This is a genomic window from Allobosea sp. GW821-FHT10B12 (assembly GCF_059415545.1).
In genome coordinates this window covers 405,215-424,934 of the sequence record NZ_JBWKNL010000004.1, presented here as the reverse complement: position 1 = coordinate 424,934, position 19,720 = coordinate 405,215, and the positions used below count along the sequence as shown (strand labels likewise).

Sequence of the window (19,720 nt, the reverse complement as noted above, 5' to 3'; positions counted from 1 at the left end):
CGCGGAAGCGGGCATCTGATCGGCATGATCGCGACGAGCCTCCCGCGCCGGACCGCATTCCGGCTGTTGCAGCGCGCCTCATTGGCGCTGGCCCTGCTGGCGCCTGCGCCGCTGCTCGCCGCCGAATCCGCCGCCGTGACCTCGCCGCGCGTCACCGCCACCTTGCTGTCGAGCCGCGATGCCGTCGCCCCGGGCGAGCGTTTCCAGGTCGCCCTTACCCAGAAGCTGGCGCCGGGCTGGCACAGCTACTGGCAGAACCCCGGCGATTCCGGCGAGGCGACGCGGATCGAGTGGACCTTGCCGGAGGGCGTCAGCGCCGGCGCGATACAGTGGCCAGCGCCAAAGGCGATCCGGGTCGAGCCTCTCGTCAATTTCGGCTTCGAGGACCATGTCCTGCTGCCGGTCGAGATCACGGTTCCCGCCAATGCCAAGCCGGGCGAGACGCTGACGCTCTCGGCCAAGGCGACCTGGCTGGTCTGCGAGAAGATCTGCATTCCCGAAGAAGGCGCCTTCAGCCTCGACCTGCCGATCGCGCCGGCCGGCTCTGTCGATACTACTGCGGAAGCGCGCATCGATGAGGCTCGTGCCGGCCTGCCGAAGCCGGCGGGCTTCACAGCCAAGCTGACGGCGAAGGGCGAGGACAAGCTCGCGCTCACCTTGCCCGGCCTGCCGGCCGGTGCCAGCAACATTCACTTCTTCCCGGTTTTGGATACGCTGATCGAGCATGCGGCCGAGCAGCCGGTCGCGAACGGCGCGGTCACTCTCACCCGCTCCACTGCCTTCAAGGTGGGCACACCGACGACCGACGGCGTCCTCACCTTCGACGAGGGCGGCACCAGGCGCGCTTTGGCGCTCAGCGCCGAGGTCGAGCCTGCCCTGCTGCAGGCCGCAGCCGCCCCGGCACAGGCGCCCGCGAAGGTCGTTCTGCCGCCGCCTCCGGCAGAGGACCTGACGCTCTTTCTGGCGCTGGCCTTTGCTTTTGCCGGTGGTTTGATCCTCAACCTGATGCCTTGCGTATTGCCGGTGCTATTCATCAAGGCGCTCGGCTTCGCCCAGGTGGCGCAGGCGAGCCGGAGCGAGGTCCGCCAGCAGGGCCTGCTCTTCCTCGCCGGCGTGCTCGCGACCTTCTTCGTGCTGGCCGCGGCTGTGATCGCGCTCGGTGCCGGCTGGGGCTTCCAATTGCAGTCGCCGCCGCTCGTCATCCTGCTCGCCGTGCTGATGACGCTGATCGGCTTCAACCTGATCGGCGCCTTCGAGATCGGCGGCAGACTGCAGGGCGTCGGCGACGGGCTCGCCAGCCGTAGCGGGCCGGTCGGCGCCTTCATGACCGGCGCGCTCGCCGTCGTCGTCGCGACCCCCTGCACCGCCCCCTTCATGGGCGCGGCGATGGGCTATGCGCTGACGCAACCGCCCGCGGCGGCGCTGTCGATCTTCATGGCGCTGGCGCTCGGCTTCGCAGCGCCGGTGGTTGCGCTCTCCTTCGCGCCCGGGCTGCTGCGCCTGCTGCCCAAGCCGGGCCGCTGGATGATCATCCTGAAGCAGGCCTTCGCCTTCCCGATGTTCGCGACTGCGATCTGGCTGATCTGGGTCGCCACCATGCAGGCCGGTGCCAATGGTGCGCTCGCCGCGCTCGTCGCGATCCTGGTCGCCGGTTTCGCGCTCTGGCTGATCGGCGTGACGCGCGGCAGCGGCCGGGGCCTTCGCGCGGTCGCGGCTGCGGCGGCCATCCTGCTCGTCGGCGCGGCCTCAGCCTTCGTGATCGAAAGCGCGACGCCGGCGCCGCAGGCGACCGCCCAGTCCGGGACGGATGCGCCAGGCGTCTGGTCGCCGGCGCGGGTGGCGGAATTGCAGGCGCAGGGCAAGCCGGTCTTCGTCAATTTCACCGCGGCCTGGTGCATCACCTGCCTCGCCAATGACCGGGTCGCGCTGTCGCGGCAAGAGGTGAAGGACGCTTTCGCCAAGCTCGGCGTCACCTATCTCAAGGCCGACTGGACCAATCGCGATGCGACGATCGCCGCGACGCTGGCCGAGTACGGCCGCGCCGGCGTACCGCTCTACCTGTTCTATCCGGGAACGAAGGGCGCGCAGGCCGAGGTGCTGCCGCAATTGCTGACGCCCGAAACCGTGGTGAGCGCCGCACAGCGCGCCGCCGGCAAAGAGGTGAAGACCGCATCAAGCCAGAAGTGAAGCCAAGCCCCGACATTTCAACCTCAGAAGGAGACTGAAGATGAAAGCCGTGAGCCGACAGACCTTCCTCGCCGGCCTTGCCGCCACCGCATTGGCCCTCGCCTCCGGCGCCGCCTTTGCACAGAGCGTAGCGAAGCCCGGCGCGAAAGCCCCCGATTTCTCGGTCGTCGATGTCGACGGCAAGCTGCAGAAGCTCTCGGATTATGCCGGCAAAACGGTGGTCCTCGAATGGACCAACCATGACTGCCCCTATGTCCGGAAGCACTACAACAGCGCGACCATGCAGACCCTGCAGAAGGACATGGCCAAGGATGGCATCGTCTGGCTCTCGGTGATCTCCTCGCCCGTCGGCGAGCAGGGCCATGTCGACGCGGCCAAGGCCAAGGAGCTGAGCAAGACGCGCGACGCCGCCCCGGCCTCGATCCTGCTCGATCCGAAGAGCCAGCTTGCCCGCGCCTATGGCGCCCAGACGACGCCGCATATGTACATCATCGATCCCAAGGGCACTCTCGCCTATGCCGGCGCGATCGACGACAAGCCCTCGTCGAGCGCCTCCAGCCTGACCGGCGCCAAGAGCTATGTCCGCCAGGCGGTGGCCGAGCTCAAGGCCGGCAAGGCCGTCTCGGAGCCGGCGACCAAGGCCTATGGCTGCGTGGTCAAATACGCGCCGGTGAGCTGAGGCGAAGCAGCGCCATCGACGAGAAAGGCGCGGAAACCCTCTCCTGTAAGGAGAGGGTAGGGTGAGGTGTAGGTGGTTCACCCAGTTCCGCGAGGCCTGACTGCGCAGTCGGATTCAGGCCAACGTTTCCAGTCCGAACACCTCACCCCTGCCCCTCTCCTTACAGGAGAGGGGTTCTCCGTTGGGGTTCGATAGCCCTAAGCCCGTCCCAGCCGGACACCGCTCTCCGCGTCGAAGACGTGGACCTTGTCCGGATCGACGCTGATCCAGAGCCGCCCGGCCTGGGCCGCGACCTCGCCGGTCGCCGCCTGCATGACGAAGGGCTTGCCGGCGAGCTGGCCGTGGAAGAGCTGGGTCGCGCCGAGTTCCTCGATGAACTCGACATCGAAAGGCAGCGAGCCGGCCGCGCCCTCCGAGGCGATCTCGATATCCTCCGGCCGCAGGCCCACCTCGACCGCGGTGCCTACAGCTAAGTCCTCGCGCAGGTCGCGCGCCTGCAGCAGGGCATCGCCGAGCGCGATGATGCCGGCGCCGTCGACCTTGGCCGCCAGCAGGTTCATCGGCGGCGAGCCGATGAAGGTCGCGACGAAACGGCTGGCGGGCTTGCGGTAGACCTCGGAGGGCACGCCGATCTGCTCGACCTGGCCGCCATTCATCACCACCAGCTTGTCGGAGAGCGTCATCGCCTCGACCTGGTCATGGGTGACGTAGATCGCAGTGACGCCGAGCGCGCGCTGCAGCTTCTTGATCTCGACCCGCATCTGCACGCGCAATTTGGCGTCGAGATTGGAGAGCGGCTCGTCGAACAGGAAGACCTGCGGCTTGCGCACGATGGCGCGGCCCATGGCGACGCGCTGGCGCTGGCCACCGGAAAGCTGGCGCGGGCGGCGCTGCAGGAAGGGCTCGATCGCGAGGATGCGGGCGGCCTCGGCAACGCGCTTCTCGATCTCGTCCTTGGGCGTGCCGCGGTTGCGCAGGCCATAGGCCATGTTGTCGTAGACGCTCATATGCGGATAGAGCGCGTAGTTCTGGAAGACCATGGCGATGTCGCGGTCGGCCGGCTCGACCTGGTTGACGACGCGGGGACCGATCGCGACCTCGCCGGCCGAGATCGTCTCCAGCCCGGCGACCATGCGCAGCAAGGTCGACTTGCCGCAGCCGGAGGGGCCGACGAGGACGCAGAAGCCGCCATCGGGGATGTCGAAGGAGACGCCCTTCACCGCCTCGACGCCGCCGGCATAGATCTTCTTGACGTTGTTGAGCGTGACCTGAGCCATTGGCGGGCTACTTTTCTGTCTCGACGAGGCCCTTCACGAAGAGCCTCTGCATGGCGATGACGACGAAGACCGGGGGCAGCATGGCGAGCATGGCGGTGGCCATGGCGAGCTGCCATTCGGTCAAGGCGTCGGAGGTGGTGATCATCTTGCGAATGCCGATCACGATGGTCTGCATCGAGTCCTTGGTCGTGATCAGCAGCGGCCAGAGATACTGGTTCCAGCCATAGATGAACTGGATGACGAACAGCGCCGCGATCGTCGTCAGCGAGAGCGGCAGCACCGTGTCCTTGAAGAACTTGAACGGGCCGGCGCCGTCGATCTTCGAGGCTTCGAGCAATTCGTCCGGGATGGTCATGAAGAACTGCCGGAACAGCAATGTGCCGGTGGCCGAGGCGATCAGCGGCACGGCGAGGCCCTGATAGCTGTCGAGCATGCCGAGATCGGAGACGATCTTGAAGGTCGGGAAGATGCGGACCTCGACCGGGAGCATCAGCGTGACGAAGATGATCCAGAACGCTGCCATCCGGAACGGGAAGCGATAGTAGACGATGGCGTAGGCCGAGAGCACCGAGATGAAGATCTTCCCGATCGCGATCGTCATCGCCATCACGAAGGAGTTCAGCATCATGCTCGCCACCGGCTCACGGGTCGAGCCGGAGGTGCCGACGAAGAGGATGCGGTAGTAGTTGTCCAGGAAGTGCGGCCCTGGATAGAGCGGCAACTGCCCGTTGATGATGGTAGCGTTGTCCCAAGTCGAGGCGACGAAGGTCAGCCAGACCGGAAAGGCGCAGATGAGTACGCCGATCGTCAGGATGATATAGGCGATCGCATCGCCGAGGCGGCGGTCTTCGACCATCAGCCATGTCCTCCGCGGTCACTCAAAAGCTTCGCCAGTGCATCCGCCGCAGCGTCGAGAAAGGCCGTGCCTTTCTCCGGCGTCGCCTTGCGGGCATCGCCGATCACGCCGGTTTCAGTCATCTGACGGAAAGGCTGGTAGCGACCGACTGTCGGGCGGGTCAGTGCGGTCAGGTCGGCACCGAGCATGCCGAAGGCTTCCGGCAACCGCTCCTGCCTGACTGTCTCCGGCGCCAGCACCATCATCATCGAGGTCTCGACCTCGCAGGCATGCAGCACGCTGACCTGATCGTCCATGAACGGCGCCATCGCCTCCTGCGCCAGCAGGAAATAGGTGGTGGCGCGGATCTGGAGCGAGGTCTCGCGGGCGAAGTCCGGCAGGAAGGCCGCGAGCGCGGCGATGTTGCCGCCATGGCCGTTGACGATGACGACACGGTGGAAGCCGTGGCGCTCGAGGCTCTTCAGCAGGGCCAGCAGCATGGCGCGATAGGTCGGGATGTCGAAGGTGAAAGTGCCGCCGAAGGCCATGTGATGCTCGGCCATGCCGCACCACAAGGTCGGCGCGACGACCACCTCGACACCTTCGGCACGCTCGGCCGCGAGCTTGCAGACGCCGCCGCACAGGATGGTGTCGACGCCAACCGGCAGATGCGGGCCATGCTGCTCCATCGAGGCGACCGGCAGCACGACGACGGCGTCCCTGGCCGCCTTCTCGCGCAGTTCCTCGGCGGTGAGATCCTGCCAGAGCACCGAGGTCATGGCCGCGCCTTCAGCATCGGGACGAAGAACAGCTCCGCCAGCGTCTGCGCCACCCAGGGCGCCCGGGCGGCGGCCTCGCCCTCGTTGATCGAGATCATCGGCGTGTAGCTCAGCAGCTTGTAGGGTCCGTCCTTGCGCATCTCGAACAGCGAGCCGGCGCTCAAGGACCGCAGGACGAGAGTGAGGTCGCGGTTCTTCAGGCTGCCTGTCGGCTGCGAGACGCCGAAGCGGACGTGGATGATGCTGAAGATATCGAGCCCCTCTTCGGAGGCGCGGCGGTCGAGCGTCACGTCGTCGGAGGGGGTCGGCACCGCGACGAAGGCGATCTTCGCGGCATCGGCCTGCTTGCGCATCTCGCCAATCAGCAGCTTGCAGATGCGATCGGCCCAGGCCAGCTCCGTGCCCGGGCCGCAATTGAGCACCACACCCTTCCAGGCGTCGATCATCCGGCCCTGCGCTGACGCCAGGGTTGGTACGAGGCAGAAGCCCGCGAGCGCCGCGAAGCCAAGGCGACGGCCCCACCGCATCAATAGTTCACCTTCCGCTCGATGAAGCGGAACTGGAAGGCGGTCATGGCGATGACCATGGCGAGCAAGATCACCGACTGTGCCGCCGAGCCGCCAAGATTGGTGCCGCCCTTGCCGTCCGAATAAACCTTGTAGACCAGCGTCTCGGTCGCGCCCGAAGGGCCGCCGCCACTGACCGTGTCGATGATGCCGAAGGTGTCGAAGAAGACGTAGACGAGGTTGACGACGAGCAGGAAGAAGGTCGTCGGCGAAAGCAGCGGGAAGACGATGGTCCAGAAGCGCCGCATCGGCCGGGCGCCGTCGATCACCGCCGCCTCGATCACGCTCTTCGGGATCGACTGCAGGCCGGCGAGGAAGAACAGGAAATTATAGGAGATCTGCTTCCAGGTCGCGGCGAGGATGACCAGCGTCATCGCATCATTGCCGTTGAGGCGCGGATTCCAGGCGATGCCCAGGCTTTGCAGTCCACGCGCCAGCATGCCGAGGGAGGGATCGAACATGAAGATCCAAAGCACGCCGGCGATGGCGGGCGCGACGGCATAAGGCCAGATCAGCAGCGTCTTGTAGATCTCGGCACCGCGGATGGCGCGGTCCGCCATCACCGCAAAGAGCAGCGCCAGCGAGAGCGAGAGCAGCGCGACGAAGACCGAGAAGATGCCGGTGTTGATCAGCGCCTTGTAGTATTCGGGCTTGGAGAACAGGTCGCGATAGTTCTCGAACCAGACGAACTCGGTCGATATGCCGAAGGCGTCCTGCAGCAGGAAGCTCTGCCAGACCGCCTGGCTCGCCGGCCAGTAGAAGAAGACGACCGTGATCGTGAGCTGCGGCAGGAGCAGCAACAGCGGGATCGTCAGCCCCTTGAAGTGAGCGTATTTCTGCATCGGCCAGCCCGGCAGCAAGGAAGGCCGGGATTATGGTCCCGGCCTTCGATCATTCTTGTTTCACTTGGCGGTGCGCTCGAATTGGCGCAGCGCCTGGTTGCCACGGTCATTGGCCGCATCGAGCGCCGCCTTCGGCGTCTTCTGGCCGTTCAGGGCCGCCTCGATCTCCTCCGACCAGATGTCGCGGATCTGGACCAGGCCGCCGAAGCGGACGCCGCGGGAGTTGTCGGTCGGTTCCTTATTGTTGAGCTCGAGCAGCGGGGTCTCGAGATAGGGGTTCTGCTTGTAGAAGCCCGAAGCCTTGACCTTCTCATAGGCCGCCTTGGTGATCGGCAGATAGCCCGACTCGGTGTGCAGTTTCACCTGCCGGTCGACGTCGGACAGGAAGGTGAAGAACTTGGCGACGCCCTTGTACTCGTCAGCCTTCTTGCCGCCCATGACCCAGAGCGAGGCACCGCCGATGATCGAGTTCTGCGGGGCGCCGGCGACATCCGGATAATACGGCATCGGCGCATTCGACCAGTCGAACTTGGCGTTGGCCTTGACGTTGCCGAAGAAGGCCGAGGAGGTCAGGAAGAGCGGGCACTCGCCCGAGGTGAAGCGGCCCTCGCCGGTGTTGGTGCGGCCGGAATAGGAGAACACGCCTTCCTTCTGCAGGTTGGCGAGGTTTGTCAGGTGCTTGACGAAGAGATCGCTGTTGATGCGGAACTCGGTGTCGAAGCCATCGAAGCCGTTGGCCTTGGTGCCGACCGGCACGTTGTGCCAGGCGCCGAGCTGCTCGATATTGGCCCAGGTGGTCCAGGCGGTCGAGAAACCGCACTTGTCGAAGCCGGCGGCCTTCAGTTTCTTGGCGGCCTCGAACACTTCGGGCCAGGTCTTCGGCGGGGCTTCCGGCAGGCCGGCCTTCTTCAGCGCGTCCTTGTTGTACCACATCACCATCGAGGACGAGTTGAACGGGAAGGAGAGCATCTCGCCCTTCGTCGTCGAATAGTAGCCGGTGATCGCCGGCAGATAGCTCTTGGGATCGAACTTCTCGCCCGCGTCCTTCATCACGTCGGCGACCGGCTTGATCGCGCCCTTGGCCGACATCATCGTCGCGGTGCCGACCTCGAAGACCTGCATGATGTGCGGGGCGTTGCCGGCGCGGAAGGCGGCGATGCCGGCGTTCAGCGTGTCCGGGTAGGAACCCTTATAGGCGACGACGACCTTGTAGTCCTTCTGCGAGGCGTTGAACTCCTCGGCCAGCTTGACGACGACGTCGTTGTTGGCGCCGGTCATGGCGTGCCACCACTGGATTTCGGTCTGCGCCATAGCCGGCGAAGCAGCGGCGAGTGCGAACACGCCGGCCGCGGTCAGGGTCTTGAATTTGAAGGTCATGATCAGCTCCCTCTCAGCCCCCGATACGCGCGGGCGTTCTTGTCGTTGGTGCGCAAGCTAGCATGAAGCCGGGGCGACAGTTCAATGACAAAACGATGACATTTCCGCCCCGCTGTGGACGCGCATCCGCGCACTTGCGATTTCCTGCGGAAGCGGCTGTTCTTGCCACCCTTCCTGTACACTGCACACAAGCTGGATCAGCCATGGCCTCGCTCTCGCTCACGCCCGCCAACACCTTGCCGGCCGATGCCGACCGCGCCGCGCTGGCCGGCCGCGTCTGGCGGCCGGATCTCGCTGGGCCGTCAGTGATCAAGCTCGAAGGCAACGAGGTCATCGACGTCACCGCGACCTTCCAGACCATGCGCGACCTCTGCGAGACCGCCGACCCGGCGACAGCGCTGCGAGCCGCGACCGGCGAGAGCCTGGGCTCGCTCGCCGACCTCCTCGCCAACAGCTCGGCCGCAGACCGCAACGACGGCAAGCCCTGGCTGCTCGCCCCGGTCGACCTGCAGGCGGTCAAGGCCGCCGGCGTCACCTTCGCCGTCTCGATGCTGGAACGCGTCATCGAGGAGAAGGCCCGCGGCAACCCGGCGGCCGCGGCCGCGATCCGCACCGAGATCGGCAAGCTCATCGGCGACGACCTCTCCAAGCTGAAGCCTGGCTCGCCCGAGGCGATGAAGCTGAAGGAGGTGCTGATCGCCCAGAACAGCTGGAGCCAGTATCTCGAGGTCGGGATCGGGCCGGACGCCGAGATCTTCACCAAGGCGCCGCCGATGTCGGCGGTCGGCACCGGCGCGGATGCCGGCCTGCATCCGGGTTCGAGCTGGAACAATCCCGAGCCGGAGATCGTGATCATCGTCGCCTCGGACGGGCGGATCGTCGGCGCCAGCCTCGGCAACGACGTCAACCTGCGCGACTTCGAGGGCCGCTCGGCCCTGCTGCTCGGCAAGGCCAAGGACAACAACGCGGCAGCGGCGATCGGCCCGTTCATCCGCTTCTTCGACGGCGACTTCTCGCTCGACCATGTCCGCAGGACGACGGTGAGCCTCACCGTCGAGGGCGAGGATGGCTTCACGCTGGAGGGCTCGTCCTCGATCGCCATGATCAGCCGCGACCCGGCCGATCTCGCGGCGCAAATGCTCGGCCCCAACCATCAATACCCGGACGGGGCGGTGCTCTATCTCGGCACCATGTTCGCGCCGATCAAGGATCGCGACGCGCCGGGCGGCGGCTTCACCCATAAATACGGCGACGTCGTCACCATCGCGGCGCCCGAGCTCGGCGCGCTGGTCAACCGCATGCGCCGCACCGACGAATGCGAGCCCTGGCGCTTCGGCGCCTCGCATCTGATGCGCAATCTCGCCAAGCGCGGACTGCTGTGACGCGGCTCTCCTACATCGACTACCACACCTGCGGCGAGCCGGTGCGCATCGTCACGTCGGGCTACCCGCAGCTCACCGGCGCCGGCATCCTCGACAAGCGCCGGCAGGCCCGCGAGCAGCATGACAACCTACGCCGCGCGATGATGCTGGAGCCGCGCGGGCATGACGGCATGTACGGCGTCATCCCGGTCGCGGCGAGCCATCCCGAGGCAGCCTTCGGCGTGCTGTTCACGCACAATGAGGGCTATTCGACCATGTGCGGCCACGCGACCATCGCGCTCGGCCGCTATGCGATCGAGCAGGGGCTGGTTGAGGCGACCACGCCGGTCACCCGCTTCGCCATCGAGGCGCCCTGCGGGCTGGTGCGCCTCGCCTGCAAGGTCGAAGGCGGCAAGGTCGGCGACGTCAGCTTCGAGAGCGTGCCGGCCTTCGTCGAGGCACGTGATCTCGTAATCACAGTACCCGGCTACGGCGATGTCATCACCGACATCGCCTATGGCGGCGCCTATTACTGCATCCTGCCGGCCTCGCGCTTCGGGCTCGACCTGATGCAGACGCCGGTCGAGGAGATCGTCGCGGCAGCAGGCGCGCTGACCGACCAGGTCCGCGCGAGCCGCAGGATCACGCATCCGACCGAGCCCGATCTCGGCTTCCTCTATGGCACGATCGTCACCGACGAGGCTGCACCGGGTGAGGACAGCTTCAATCTCTGCGTCTTCGCCGAGCGCCAGATCGACCGCTCGCCGACCGGCTCGGGCGTCACCGCCCGGATGGCGCGCGACCATGCCAGGGGGCTGATCCCGATCGGCCGGAGCCGCAGGATCCGCAGCATCACCGGCGGCACCTTCACCGGGACGGTGATCGGCCCGGTCGACTTCCCCGCGGCCGGCGCGGTCACGGTCGAGGTTGGCGGACGCGGTCATCTTTCCGGCGAGGGCAGCTTCGTCATCGAAGCAGACGATCCGCTCGGCCACGGCTTTTCCCTGCCGAAGCGCTTCGCCGAGATCGCAGGCATCTGAGCCGGCTTATTCGGGCTGTCGAAAATTCAGGACGATTTCACGCCAGCGCCGATAGAGGGCGCCGTGCCGCTTCAGCCCGTCATAGGGAGCGCAGCGGATGATGGCGCGCCGCGCGCTCTCGGCCAGTCGCGCAGCACCTGTTTCCAGGGGTTGATCGAGCACGACTGGCTCGCCGACCACTGCGCCGGCGCGATCAAGCTCAAAACGGATGCGCACGATCGTGCCCGCCGGCGCTGCGCCGGGGGCAACGTTCCAGCACGAGACGACCTTGTCATGCACATAGCGAACGGCGTCGGCGAAGGCACGATCCTCGGCCACGGCGGGAGCCGCTACGAACAACACCAATGCCGAACCTAGGAGCCCGGCGGCGGGCGGCAGTCGGCGCGCCGGCTGTCTTGCCATCAGGATGACCTCGCAGCCATTCGAGAACGGGCGGCTCAGTCGAGGTAAACCCCCTTTTCATCTTGTCGGGAAGGGGCCCGGTAAGATTCTTCTGCTACTTCGCGGTGCGTGACGCGGGAACGAACCATGGACGCGAGCCCGGACCGGCCGATCGCCGCAGCAGACGCGAAGGAGTTCGTCTCCGCGCGTCCCTGGGCTGCTCCGTCGATCTGGATCGCTGCCTTCCTCGCCTTCGTTCTCGCCGGCCTGCTGCTGCCGCTGCGCCTGCCGCTGGGACCGTATTACTGGGACACGGCGGTCTATTTCGACGCGGTCCAGCGCATCCGCGACGGTCAGGTTCCGAACATCGACTTCTTCACGCCGGTCGGCCCGCTCGGCTATTATCTCGTCTCCGGCCTCGACCGGCTGTTTCCGGACGCGCACCCGCTACTGACCGCGAACTGGGCGCTGCTGCCGATCGCACTGCCTCTGCTGGCGATCCTCGTCTTCCATATCGCGCAGCGCTCGCAAGGACAGGCACTGGCGCTGCTGCTGCCCTTCCTGCTCTTCGCCTCGCTGCCGATCAACCTGCACGAGGTCTACCCGCTACCGGGCTTCGACGGCTACGGCCATTACAACCGGCACGTCGCGCTGCTGCTCTACACCCTGATCGCCGTGCTGATGTTCGTGCGCGAGCGCGCGCTGACGATCTGGCTCGTCGCGGCGCTGATGCTGACGCTCTTCCTGGTCAAAGTCACCGGTGCGGTCACCGGAGCGATGCTGATCGGCTACGCCATCCTCGCCGGGCAGATGCGCCTGCGCGACGCCTGCCTTGCCGCCGTCGCAACGATCGGAGCCCTCGCTTTCATCGATCTGGCAAGTGGTGGACTGACCCTGGCCTATGTCGACGACATCCTGATCCTGCTCAAGCTCAATACAGGGGCACTGCTGCCGCGTTTCCTCACCGTGGCCTCGTTCAAGTTCGAGGTCATCGGGCCAACGCTCGTCCTGATCGGTCTGCTCACCTATTCGTCCTGGCAGGCGAGATCGGCTGGCACCCTGCCCTGGCTGCGCGAGCTCGCCATCTCGCCAGTGGGCTGGCTCGCCATCGCCTTGCTGGCCCTGACCTTCTTCGAGACGCAGAATACCGGAAGCCTCGAATTCATCGGAGTCTGGCCGATCCTGCTCGTGCTCCTGCTCGACTGGCGTCGGCGCAACGACAAGCTGCGGCCAGCGGTGCTGCTGCTGATCTGCGTCATCGCGGCGCCCTCGGCCGTGAGCTTTATCGAGCGCGGCGCCCGCGCTGCCTTGGGCGCGCCGACCTATCTGCCGCTCGCGGTCGACGATGTCGGCAAGCTCGGACGCGTCAGCGTCAAACCCGAGATCGCCGAGCGGGCTCCGACCATGCTGCAGCACTATGCCAAACATCAGCCCGCCTATGCCGATCTCGCCGCGACCGGACAGAAGCCTTCGCTCACGCTCTACTCCGAGATCGACCACCACGCGATCTGGCTGCTCGAGGTCGAGCAAGGCATCGCGGCGATCAAGGCCTGGGAGCATGCCAACAGGCGCGAGCTCAACAGCATCTTCACCCTCGACTTCGTCGACATCATGAACCTCCTGCTCGACCGCAGGCCACCGCGCCATGTCCCCATCGGCATCGATCCGACGCGGAGCACTCCGCGGCTCGAAGCGCAGATGATCGAGAGCCTGCACCAGGTCGACGCGATCCTGGCGCCGAAATGCCCGCCAACCTCGATTCGCGCCACGATCTTCAAGCACTTCGAGCCGACACTGGACGGCCGCAGCAAGATCGCGCTGGCGCCCTGCTGGGACATGTATCTGAAACCCTGATCAGGCGCTCGCCGCAACGCGCTGCGACAAGGCGGTCTCGATCGCGAGCCGAAGATCGCGCGCCGCCTCGCGGATATCGTCGCCGCCGAAGAGCGCGCCGATCACGGCAACGCCGTCGGCGCCCGCCGTGATGACCGAGCCCGCATTGCCGGCGGTGATGCCGGCAATGGCGCCAATCGGCAGAGCACCGAGCGCGCGCGCCGCCGCGAGACGCAGGGCGGCGAGCCCATCCAGCCCGAGCGGGGCGTCGGCATTGTCCTTGTGCGCGGTCGGGAAGACGCCGCCGATGCAGGCATAGTCGATCTTCGCCGCGGCGAGCTCGGGCAATTCGCTTTCATGCTTCAGCGTCGCGCCGATGATGGCGCGCGGCCCGAGCAGGCGGCGAGCATCGACCAGCTTCATGTCGTCGGCGCCGAGATGGACGCCATCGGCTCCGGAGGCGAGCGCGACGTCGACGCGATCGTTGATCAAGAGCGGCACATTGGTGCCGTGCAGGGCCGAGCGGATGGCGCGCGCCTCGCGCACCATCTCGCGCGTCGTCTCGGTCTTGGCGCGCAGCTGGATCAGCGTCGCGCCGCCCTCGACCGCCGCGCGCGCCATATCGGCCATGGAGCGGCCATTGGCGATCTGTGGATCGACGATGCCGTAGAGGGTGATGTCGACGCTCATCGTCCGGTTCCCATTCGTGCAGCCAGTGTCGCCGCATCCATAGCCACGACCGCGTCGATCAGCTCGACTTCGAAGCTGCCCGGGCCGCGGCAGTGCTCGGCCGCGATTTCGCCGGCAATGCCATAGGCGGTCAAGGCCGCTGCCGCCGCGACCGCCTTGTCGGCCTCGACGGCACAGCAGGCCGCGATCAGCGCCCCGGCGGCGCAGCCGATGCCGGTGACCCTGGTCATCAGCGGGTGGCCATGCGCGACGGCGAAGCTCGCTGTCTCGTTCTCGATGCGGTCGACCTTGCCGGTGGTGACGCGGGTGACGCCCTCTGCCGCAGCCAGATCGGCGGAGAGCGCCGCCATCTCGGTGGCGTTTCCGCGCACCAGGACGTCGGGCAGGCGCAGCACCTGCCCGGCGATATGCCGGCGCAGCGGCGAGAGCTCGACGAAGACCGGGTCGAAGACCACAGGCTTGCCGCGATCGCGCGCCACCTCCAGCAGCTTGGGAATGGCGAGCTCGCTCTCGGCATTGATCGTGCCGATATTGATCAGGATCGCGCCGGCGCCCTCGGCCATCGCCGCGACCTCGTCGACATGGATCGCCATGGAGGGGATCGCGCCGAAGGCGAGCAGCATGTTGGCGGTGATGTTCTGCGCCACCGTATTGGTGAGGCACTGCACGCGCGGCCGGATCTTGGCCACGCGGGCGAGGACGGCGGCGACCTCCTGCGGCAGCAAGGTCCGCGCCGGCATGATCTCGGTGGTGTCGCTCGTCATCTCGTCTCCATCGGGCTCACCAAGGGATATGGGGGAGAATCTAGCCCAGCGCCATCAGGGCCAGATCGCCGGCGCCCCGCGCTGCGAGTTTGCCGGCGGCGCGCGCCGCCCTGATACCCGTGCGGCAGCAGAGCACCACGCGTCGGCCATCGATTTCATCCAGCGAAAGCCGGTCGATCTCGTCCACCAATACCCTGATGGCGTCCGAAGCCGCCGGGATTGGTGCCTCCTCGACGCCGCGCAGCTCAACCACGATATCGCCGGCAGCAAGTTGCGACGGCGCGATGAAGCGGAACGAGCCGGCAACTGGCTCCGGCGCCCCGGCGAAGGAGAAGCCGCCGAAGCCGAGGCGGCGCGCGTCGAAGCTGATCACCCGGCCCAGCGGCGATGGCTCCAGGCCCAGCGCCAGCAGCAGGGCCATCTGCGCCTGCAGCAGGCCGAGGGTGGCGACCGCCGGGCCGAGCACGCCGGCCGTGGCGCAATCGGCGGCGCGCGCCGGCATCTCCGGAAAGACGGCGCGATAGCTCGGCCCACCGCCGCAGAAGGCACCGACATAGCCCGACAAGCCGACGATCGAAGCACTGATCAACGGTTTGCCAGCCTCACGGCAGGCATCGCTCAGGACGTAGGTCGCGGCGAAACTGTCGGCGGCGTCGACGACGATATCGGCCCGCGCCACCAGCTCCGAGGCATTGTCGGGCGCTAGCCTGAGCGCCAGCGCCTCGACCGCCACGCCAGGATTGTAGCCAGCGAGCGCTTCCACTGCCGCCTCGACCTTGAGCCGCCCAACATCGCTCATCCGATAGAGCGGCTGGCGGTGCAGATTGCTTTCCTCGACCCGGTCGGGATCGACCAGGACGACCCGACCGATGCCGGCACCAACCAGGTATTGCAGCACCGGACAGCCGAGCCCTCCCGCCCCGACGACGAGGATGCTTGTGCGGGCCAGCCGCGCCTGTCCCTCGGGGCCGATCTCCGGCATGACGATCTGGCGGGCGTAACGGTCGGTCATTGCTCCCTCCTTGTCAGCCCAGCAGAGCCCGGCCGAGCACCGGGGTCGAGGGCGCGGCCATGTCGCGCGGCTCCATCGGCCCGGCTTCGAAGGCGAGACGTCCGGCCTCGACGGCGCGGGCGAAGGCCGCTGCCATCGAGGCGGGATCGCCGGCCTTGGCCACGGCGGTATTGAGCAGCACCGCGTCATAGCCGAGCTCCATCGCCGCGGCGGCATGCGAGGGCAGGCCAATGCCGGCGTCGACGACCAGCGGAATATCGGGAAAATGTGCCCGCAGCGCGCGCAGGCCATAAGGATTGTTCAAGCCCTTGCCGGTGCCGATCGGCGCACCCCAGGGCATCAGCACCCGGCAGCCGGCCTCGACCAGCCGTTCGGCCACGACGAGGTCCTCGGTCATGTAGGGGAAGACCTCGAAGCCCTCGGCACAGAGAATGCGCGCCGCCTCGACCAGGCCGAAGACATCGGGCTGGAGCGTGTCGGCCTCGCCGATCACTTCGAGCTTGATCCAGGGCGTGCCGAAGACCTCGCGCGCCATCTGCGCCGTCGTCACCGCTTCCTTGACCGAGTGGCAGCCGGCCGTGTTCGGCAGCACCCTGACGCCAAGACCGCGGATCAGCGCCCAGAAGTCCTGGCCGCCGCCGAGCCGGCCGGCCTCGCGGCGCAGCGAGACGGTGACGACGTCGACACCGGCCGCCTCGACCGACTTTTGCAGCACGGCTGGCGAGGGGTATTGCGCCGTGCCGAGGAAGAGGCGCGAGCGCGGGGCGAAGCCGTAGAAATCCATCGTTTCAGCCTCCCTGCATCGGCGCGAGAATCTCGAGCCGGTCGCCGTCGGCGAGGACTGTCTGCGTCCGCGCCCCAGCGGGCACGAAGGCCTCGTTCACGGCCGTGGCGACGACCGCGCCGGCATAACCGAGCTCGGCCAGCGCCTCGGCCAGAACGGGGGCGGCGACTTCACGCGTGTCGCCGTTAACGATGATGCGCATCGGACAACTCCCTGGATACGAGAAGACGATCGGCCACCTGCCCGGCCAAAGCCGGCGAGAGCAGGAAGCCGTGGCGGAACAGGCCGTTGAAGCGCAGCACCCGGCCGTCCTCCACGATCTCCGGCAGATTGTCGGGAAAGGCCGGGCGGACATCGGCGCGCAATTCGACGATCTCGGCCTCACCGAAAGCGGGATGCAGCGCATAGGCGGCGCTGAGCAGCTCGATCGTCGAGCGGGCGCTGACCTGGCTACGATCATCGCTCTCAATCATCGTCGCGCCGATCATGAAATGCCCGTCGGAGCGCGGCACGACATAGAGCGGAATGCGCGGATGCAGCAGCCGGACCGGGCGGCTCAGCCTGATCTCGTCGGTGCGCAGCACCAGCATCTCGCCACGCACGCCCCGCAAAGTACCGATCTGGTCGCGGGCAGACAGGCCCCGGCAATCGACGATCCGATCGGCATCGACAGCCGTCTCGTCAGCCTCGACGCCGTAGTGGATCGGTACGCCGGCCGCCTGCAGCGCTTCAGCGAGCGCCGCCATGGCGAGGCGGGGGTCCAGATGAGCCTCCTGCGCGAAGAACAGGCCCTGCCGGAAGCGACCGGCAAGATCAGGCTCCAGAGCGGCGACCTCATCAGCGTCGAGCCGGTCGAATCCGGCCGTTCGCGCCGCGAAACGCGTCAGCTCGCCGGCATCACGGGCTGGGGCAAGCACCAGCGTGCCGTGGGCGAGCGTCCCGGGATAATGGCGCGACCACCAGTCGAGCGCCTGTTGGCCGAGAGTGACGACAGCCTCTTCGGCGCTCTCGCGCTCGCACCAGGGCGCCAGCATGCCGCCGGCGGCCCAGGAGCAGGCCTGCTCGCCGAGGGCTGCACCGCGTTCGAACACGTCGACCGCGATGCCCCGCTCGGCCAGCTCGAGCGCCGTCACGAGGCCGGCGACGCCGGCCCCGATCACAGCGACGCGCATGACCCCTACTCCGCCGCCGGCAGATAGAGGTTGCCGCCCTTCTTCAGGAACTCCTCCGATTTTTCCGCCATGCCCTGCGAGGCCATGGCTTCAAGCGCCGCCCGCTCATTGTCGCCCATCGCCTGTACCTCGGCACGCAGGTCCTGGGTGATCTTCATCGAGCAGAACTTGGGGCCGCACATCGAGCAGAAATGTGCGACCTTGTGGGCATCCTTCGGCAAGGTCTCGTCATGGAAGGCGCGGGCCGTATCGGGATCGAGCGCCAGGTTGAACTGGTCCTCCCAGCGGAAGTCGAAGCGGGCGCGGGAGAGTGCGTCGTCGCGCAGCTTCGCCGCCGGGTGGCCCTTGGCGAGATCGGCGGCATGGGCGGCGATCCGATAGGTGATGACGCCGGTCTTGACGTCGTCGCGATCGGGCAGACCGAGATGCTCCTTCGGCGTGACGTAGCAGAGCATGGCGCAGCCGAACCAGCCGATCATCGCAGCCCCGATGCCGGAGGTGATGTGGTCATAGCCGGGCGCGATGTCGGTGGTCAGCGGTCCCAATGTGTAGAACGGGGCTTCGCCGCATTCGCGCAGCTGCTTGTCCATGTTCTCCTTGATCTTGTGCATCGGCACATGGCCGGGGCCCTCGATCATCACCTGGCAGCCCTTGTCCCAGGCGACCTTGGTGAGCTCGCCCAGCGTCTCCAGCTCGGCGAACTGGGCGCGGTCGTTGGCGTCGGCGATCGAGCCCGGACGCAGGCCGTCGCCGAGCGAGAACGAGACGTCGTAGCGCCGCATGATCTCGCAGATCTCGTCGAAGCGCTCGTAGAGGAAGCTCTCCTTGTGATGCGCCAGGCACCAGCGCGCCATGATCGAGCCGCCGCGCGAGACGATGCCGGTGACCCGGGAGGCCGTCAGCGGGACATAAGGCAGCCTGACGCCGGCATGGATGGTGAAATAGTCGACGCCCTGCTCGGCCTGCTCGATCAGCGTGTCCTTGAACACCTCCCAGTCGAGCTTGATCGGATCGCCGCCGACCTTCTCCAGCGCCTGGTAGATCGGCACCGTGCCGATCGGGACCGGCGAGTTGCGCAGGATCCAGGAGCGGATGTTGTGGATGTTGCGGCCGGTCGAGAGGTCCATGACCGTGTCGGCGCCCCAGCGGATCGCCCAGACCAGCTTCTCGACCTCCTCGGCGGCGCCGGAGGTCACGGCCGAATTGCCGATATTGGCGTTGATCTTGACCAGGAAATTGCGGCCGATCGCCATCGGCTCGAGCTCGGGATGGTTGATGTTTGCGGGGATGATGGCGCGCCCGCGGGCGATCTCGTCGCGGACGAACTCCGGCGTGACGAATTCGGGAACCGAGGCGCCGAAGCTTTCGCCATCGGCATGACGCTCGCGGGCGCCATCCAGCATGGCGGCGCGGCCGAGATTCTCGCGGTGGGCGACGTAGATCATCTCGGGCGTGATGACGCCGGCTTTGGCGAACTCGTACTGCGTCGCCATCTGGCCGGACCTGGCCTCGAGGATCGGGCGCTGGGCCGGACAAGCCGGCACCAGCTGCTCGGCCGAGATATTGCCGTTGTCGGCGGCAGTGACGGCACGTCCCGCGACCGTCTCGAAGCCGCGGGCGTCGAGCCAAGCGCGGCGCGGCTGCACCAGGCCGGCATTGAGATCGATCTTCGCATCGGTCTCGGTATAGGGGCCGGACGGATCGTAGATGCGGACCGGCGGCTCGGCGTCGGTGGTCAGCACGACCTCGCGGAAGGGCACGCGCATCCCGGGATGCTCGGGTGCGGCGACATAGATCTTGCGCGAGCCGATGATCGGGCCGGTCGTCACGCTTTGCGGCGCGGCCTTGACGCTGTTCTTCTGCGGTTTGGTGTGGGCGTTCATCGTAAGGATCTCCTCCCTTGCAGGTCCAGGAGATCCGGGGCGTCTGACGGTCCAGTCGCTGTCTGCGGATGCATTTGTGGCGCAGCCGCGTTCCAGTCCCTCCGCCGGTATGACCCGGATCAGGTTCGATGGGTTCGGCCGTCAGGCCATCTCAGCTCTTATCGAGCACCCCTCGGAACGAGGTGGAGGTTAGAACCGTCCTGATCTCAGCGCAACTGGCAAAGGAGCACGGCTTCACGCTGCACTGGCATGCGCCAT

The 19,720-nt window shown here is 66.9% G+C and carries 19 protein-coding genes and 1 riboswitch; of the genes, 5 read left to right on the top strand and 14 right to left on the bottom strand.

Annotated elements, in window-relative coordinates:
* Positions 1-24 precede the first annotated feature (24 nt).
* Complete coding sequence (locus AC07O0_RS16655) at positions 25-2,187, top strand: protein-disulfide reductase DsbD family protein (RefSeq protein ID WP_494624797.1); 2,163 nt, start codon at positions 25-27, stop codon at positions 2,185-2,187.
* A 40-nt stretch (positions 2,188-2,227) separates the two neighbouring features.
* A complete protein-coding gene (locus tag AC07O0_RS16650) occupies positions 2,228-2,866 on the top strand; it encodes a thioredoxin family protein (RefSeq protein WP_494624796.1) in 639 nt (212 codons plus the stop codon).
* A gap of 197 nt (positions 2,867-3,063) precedes the next feature.
* On the opposite strand, the gene AC07O0_RS16645 is transcribed toward AC07O0_RS16650, so the two are convergent.
* Genes AC07O0_RS16645 through ugpB form a run of 6 tightly spaced genes read right to left on the bottom strand, consistent with a single transcriptional unit; the run spans position 3,064 to position 8,542 of the window.
* The gene (locus AC07O0_RS16645) at positions 3,064-4,143 is read right to left on the bottom strand and encodes a sn-glycerol-3-phosphate import ATP-binding protein UgpC (RefSeq protein ID WP_494624795.1); all 1,080 of its coding nucleotides are present in this window, start codon (positions 4,141-4,143) and stop codon (positions 3,064-3,066) included.
* A 7-nt stretch (positions 4,144-4,150) separates the two neighbouring features.
* Positions 4,151-4,999 (bottom strand): sn-glycerol-3-phosphate ABC transporter permease UgpE, encoded by an 849-nt coding sequence (ugpE, locus tag AC07O0_RS16640; RefSeq protein ID WP_092158190.1) that lies wholly within the window; start codon positions 4,997-4,999, stop codon positions 4,151-4,153.
* On the bottom strand, positions 4,999-5,757 hold the full coding sequence (locus AC07O0_RS16635; protein ID WP_494624794.1) for a creatininase family protein: 759 nt from the start codon (positions 5,755-5,757) through the stop codon (positions 4,999-5,001). Before AC07O0_RS16635 ends, ugpE begins: the two co-directional genes overlap by 1 nt.
* A complete protein-coding gene (locus AC07O0_RS16630) occupies positions 5,754-6,284 on the bottom strand; it encodes a hypothetical protein (RefSeq protein ID WP_494624793.1) in 531 nt (176 codons plus the stop codon). Before AC07O0_RS16630 ends, AC07O0_RS16635 begins: the two co-directional genes overlap by 4 nt.
* A complete protein-coding gene (gene ugpA, locus AC07O0_RS16625) occupies positions 6,284-7,165 on the bottom strand; it encodes a sn-glycerol-3-phosphate ABC transporter permease UgpA (protein ID WP_494624792.1) in 882 nt (293 codons plus the stop codon). Before ugpA ends, AC07O0_RS16630 begins: the two co-directional genes overlap by 1 nt.
* Positions 7,166-7,225: 60 nt before the next feature.
* Positions 7,226-8,542, bottom strand: coding sequence for a sn-glycerol-3-phosphate ABC transporter substrate-binding protein UgpB (gene ugpB, locus AC07O0_RS16620; protein WP_494624791.1), 1,317 nt, complete (start codon positions 8,540-8,542; stop codon positions 7,226-7,228).
* A gap of 203 nt (positions 8,543-8,745) precedes the next feature.
* Between ugpB and AC07O0_RS16615 the strand changes: the two genes are divergently transcribed.
* Both AC07O0_RS16615 and AC07O0_RS16610 read left to right on the top strand, forming a co-directional pair.
* Positions 8,746-9,924 carry a fumarylacetoacetate hydrolase family protein gene (locus tag AC07O0_RS16615; protein WP_494624790.1) on the top strand — a complete coding sequence of 393 codons (1,179 nt, stop codon included), beginning with the start codon at positions 8,746-8,748 and terminating at the stop codon, positions 9,922-9,924.
* Positions 9,921-10,943, top strand: coding sequence for a proline racemase family protein (locus AC07O0_RS16610; RefSeq protein ID WP_494624789.1), 1,023 nt, complete (start codon positions 9,921-9,923; stop codon positions 10,941-10,943). The genes AC07O0_RS16615 and AC07O0_RS16610 overlap by 4 nt, the downstream gene beginning before the upstream one ends.
* Before the next feature lie 6 nt (positions 10,944-10,949).
* Here AC07O0_RS16610 and tolA read toward each other — a convergent pair whose 3' ends face one another.
* A complete protein-coding gene (gene tolA / locus AC07O0_RS16605; protein ID WP_494624788.1) occupies positions 10,950-11,261 on the bottom strand; it encodes a cell envelope integrity protein TolA in 312 nt (103 codons plus the stop codon).
* A gap of 210 nt (positions 11,262-11,471) precedes the next feature.
* On the opposite strand from tolA, the gene AC07O0_RS16600 reads away from it, so the two are divergent.
* Complete coding sequence (locus tag AC07O0_RS16600) at positions 11,472-13,178, top strand: hypothetical protein (RefSeq protein WP_494624787.1); 1,707 nt, start codon at positions 11,472-11,474, stop codon at positions 13,176-13,178.
* On the opposite strand, the gene thiE is transcribed toward AC07O0_RS16600, so the two are convergent.
* From thiE to thiC, 7 genes are read right to left on the bottom strand one after another with little or no spacing between them, the layout of a single operon-like run.
* Entirely contained in the window at positions 13,179-13,847 is a 669-nt protein-coding gene (gene thiE / locus AC07O0_RS16595; protein WP_494624786.1) for a thiamine phosphate synthase, read from the bottom strand. It abuts the gene before it with no gap.
* Positions 13,844-14,611 carry a hydroxyethylthiazole kinase gene (locus AC07O0_RS16590; protein ID WP_494624785.1) on the bottom strand — a complete coding sequence of 256 codons (768 nt, stop codon included), beginning with the start codon at positions 14,609-14,611 and terminating at the stop codon, positions 13,844-13,846. The genes thiE and AC07O0_RS16590 overlap by 4 nt, the downstream gene beginning before the upstream one ends.
* Positions 14,612-14,651: 40 nt before the next feature.
* Entirely contained in the window at positions 14,652-15,623 is a 972-nt protein-coding gene (locus AC07O0_RS16585) for a HesA/MoeB/ThiF family protein (protein WP_494624784.1), read from the bottom strand.
* Between the two features lie 13 nt (positions 15,624-15,636).
* Complete coding sequence (locus tag AC07O0_RS16580) at positions 15,637-16,407, bottom strand: thiazole synthase (RefSeq protein WP_494624783.1); 771 nt, start codon at positions 16,405-16,407, stop codon at positions 15,637-15,639.
* Between the two features lie 4 nt (positions 16,408-16,411).
* The gene (thiS, locus tag AC07O0_RS16575; protein ID WP_494624782.1) at positions 16,412-16,609 is read right to left on the bottom strand and encodes a sulfur carrier protein ThiS; all 198 of its coding nucleotides are present in this window, start codon (positions 16,607-16,609) and stop codon (positions 16,412-16,414) included.
* Positions 16,593-17,579, bottom strand: a complete 987-nt coding sequence (thiO, locus tag AC07O0_RS16570; protein ID WP_494624781.1) for a glycine oxidase ThiO — start codon at positions 17,577-17,579, stop codon at positions 16,593-16,595. The genes thiS and thiO overlap by 17 nt, the downstream gene beginning before the upstream one ends.
* Before the next feature lie 5 nt (positions 17,580-17,584).
* Positions 17,585-19,462 (bottom strand): phosphomethylpyrimidine synthase ThiC, encoded by a 1,878-nt coding sequence (gene thiC / locus AC07O0_RS16565; protein WP_494624780.1) that lies wholly within the window; start codon positions 19,460-19,462, stop codon positions 17,585-17,587.
* A gap of 78 nt (positions 19,463-19,540) precedes the next feature.
* Positions 19,541-19,645, bottom strand: a riboswitch (TPP riboswitch).
* Positions 19,646-19,720 lie beyond the last annotated feature (75 nt).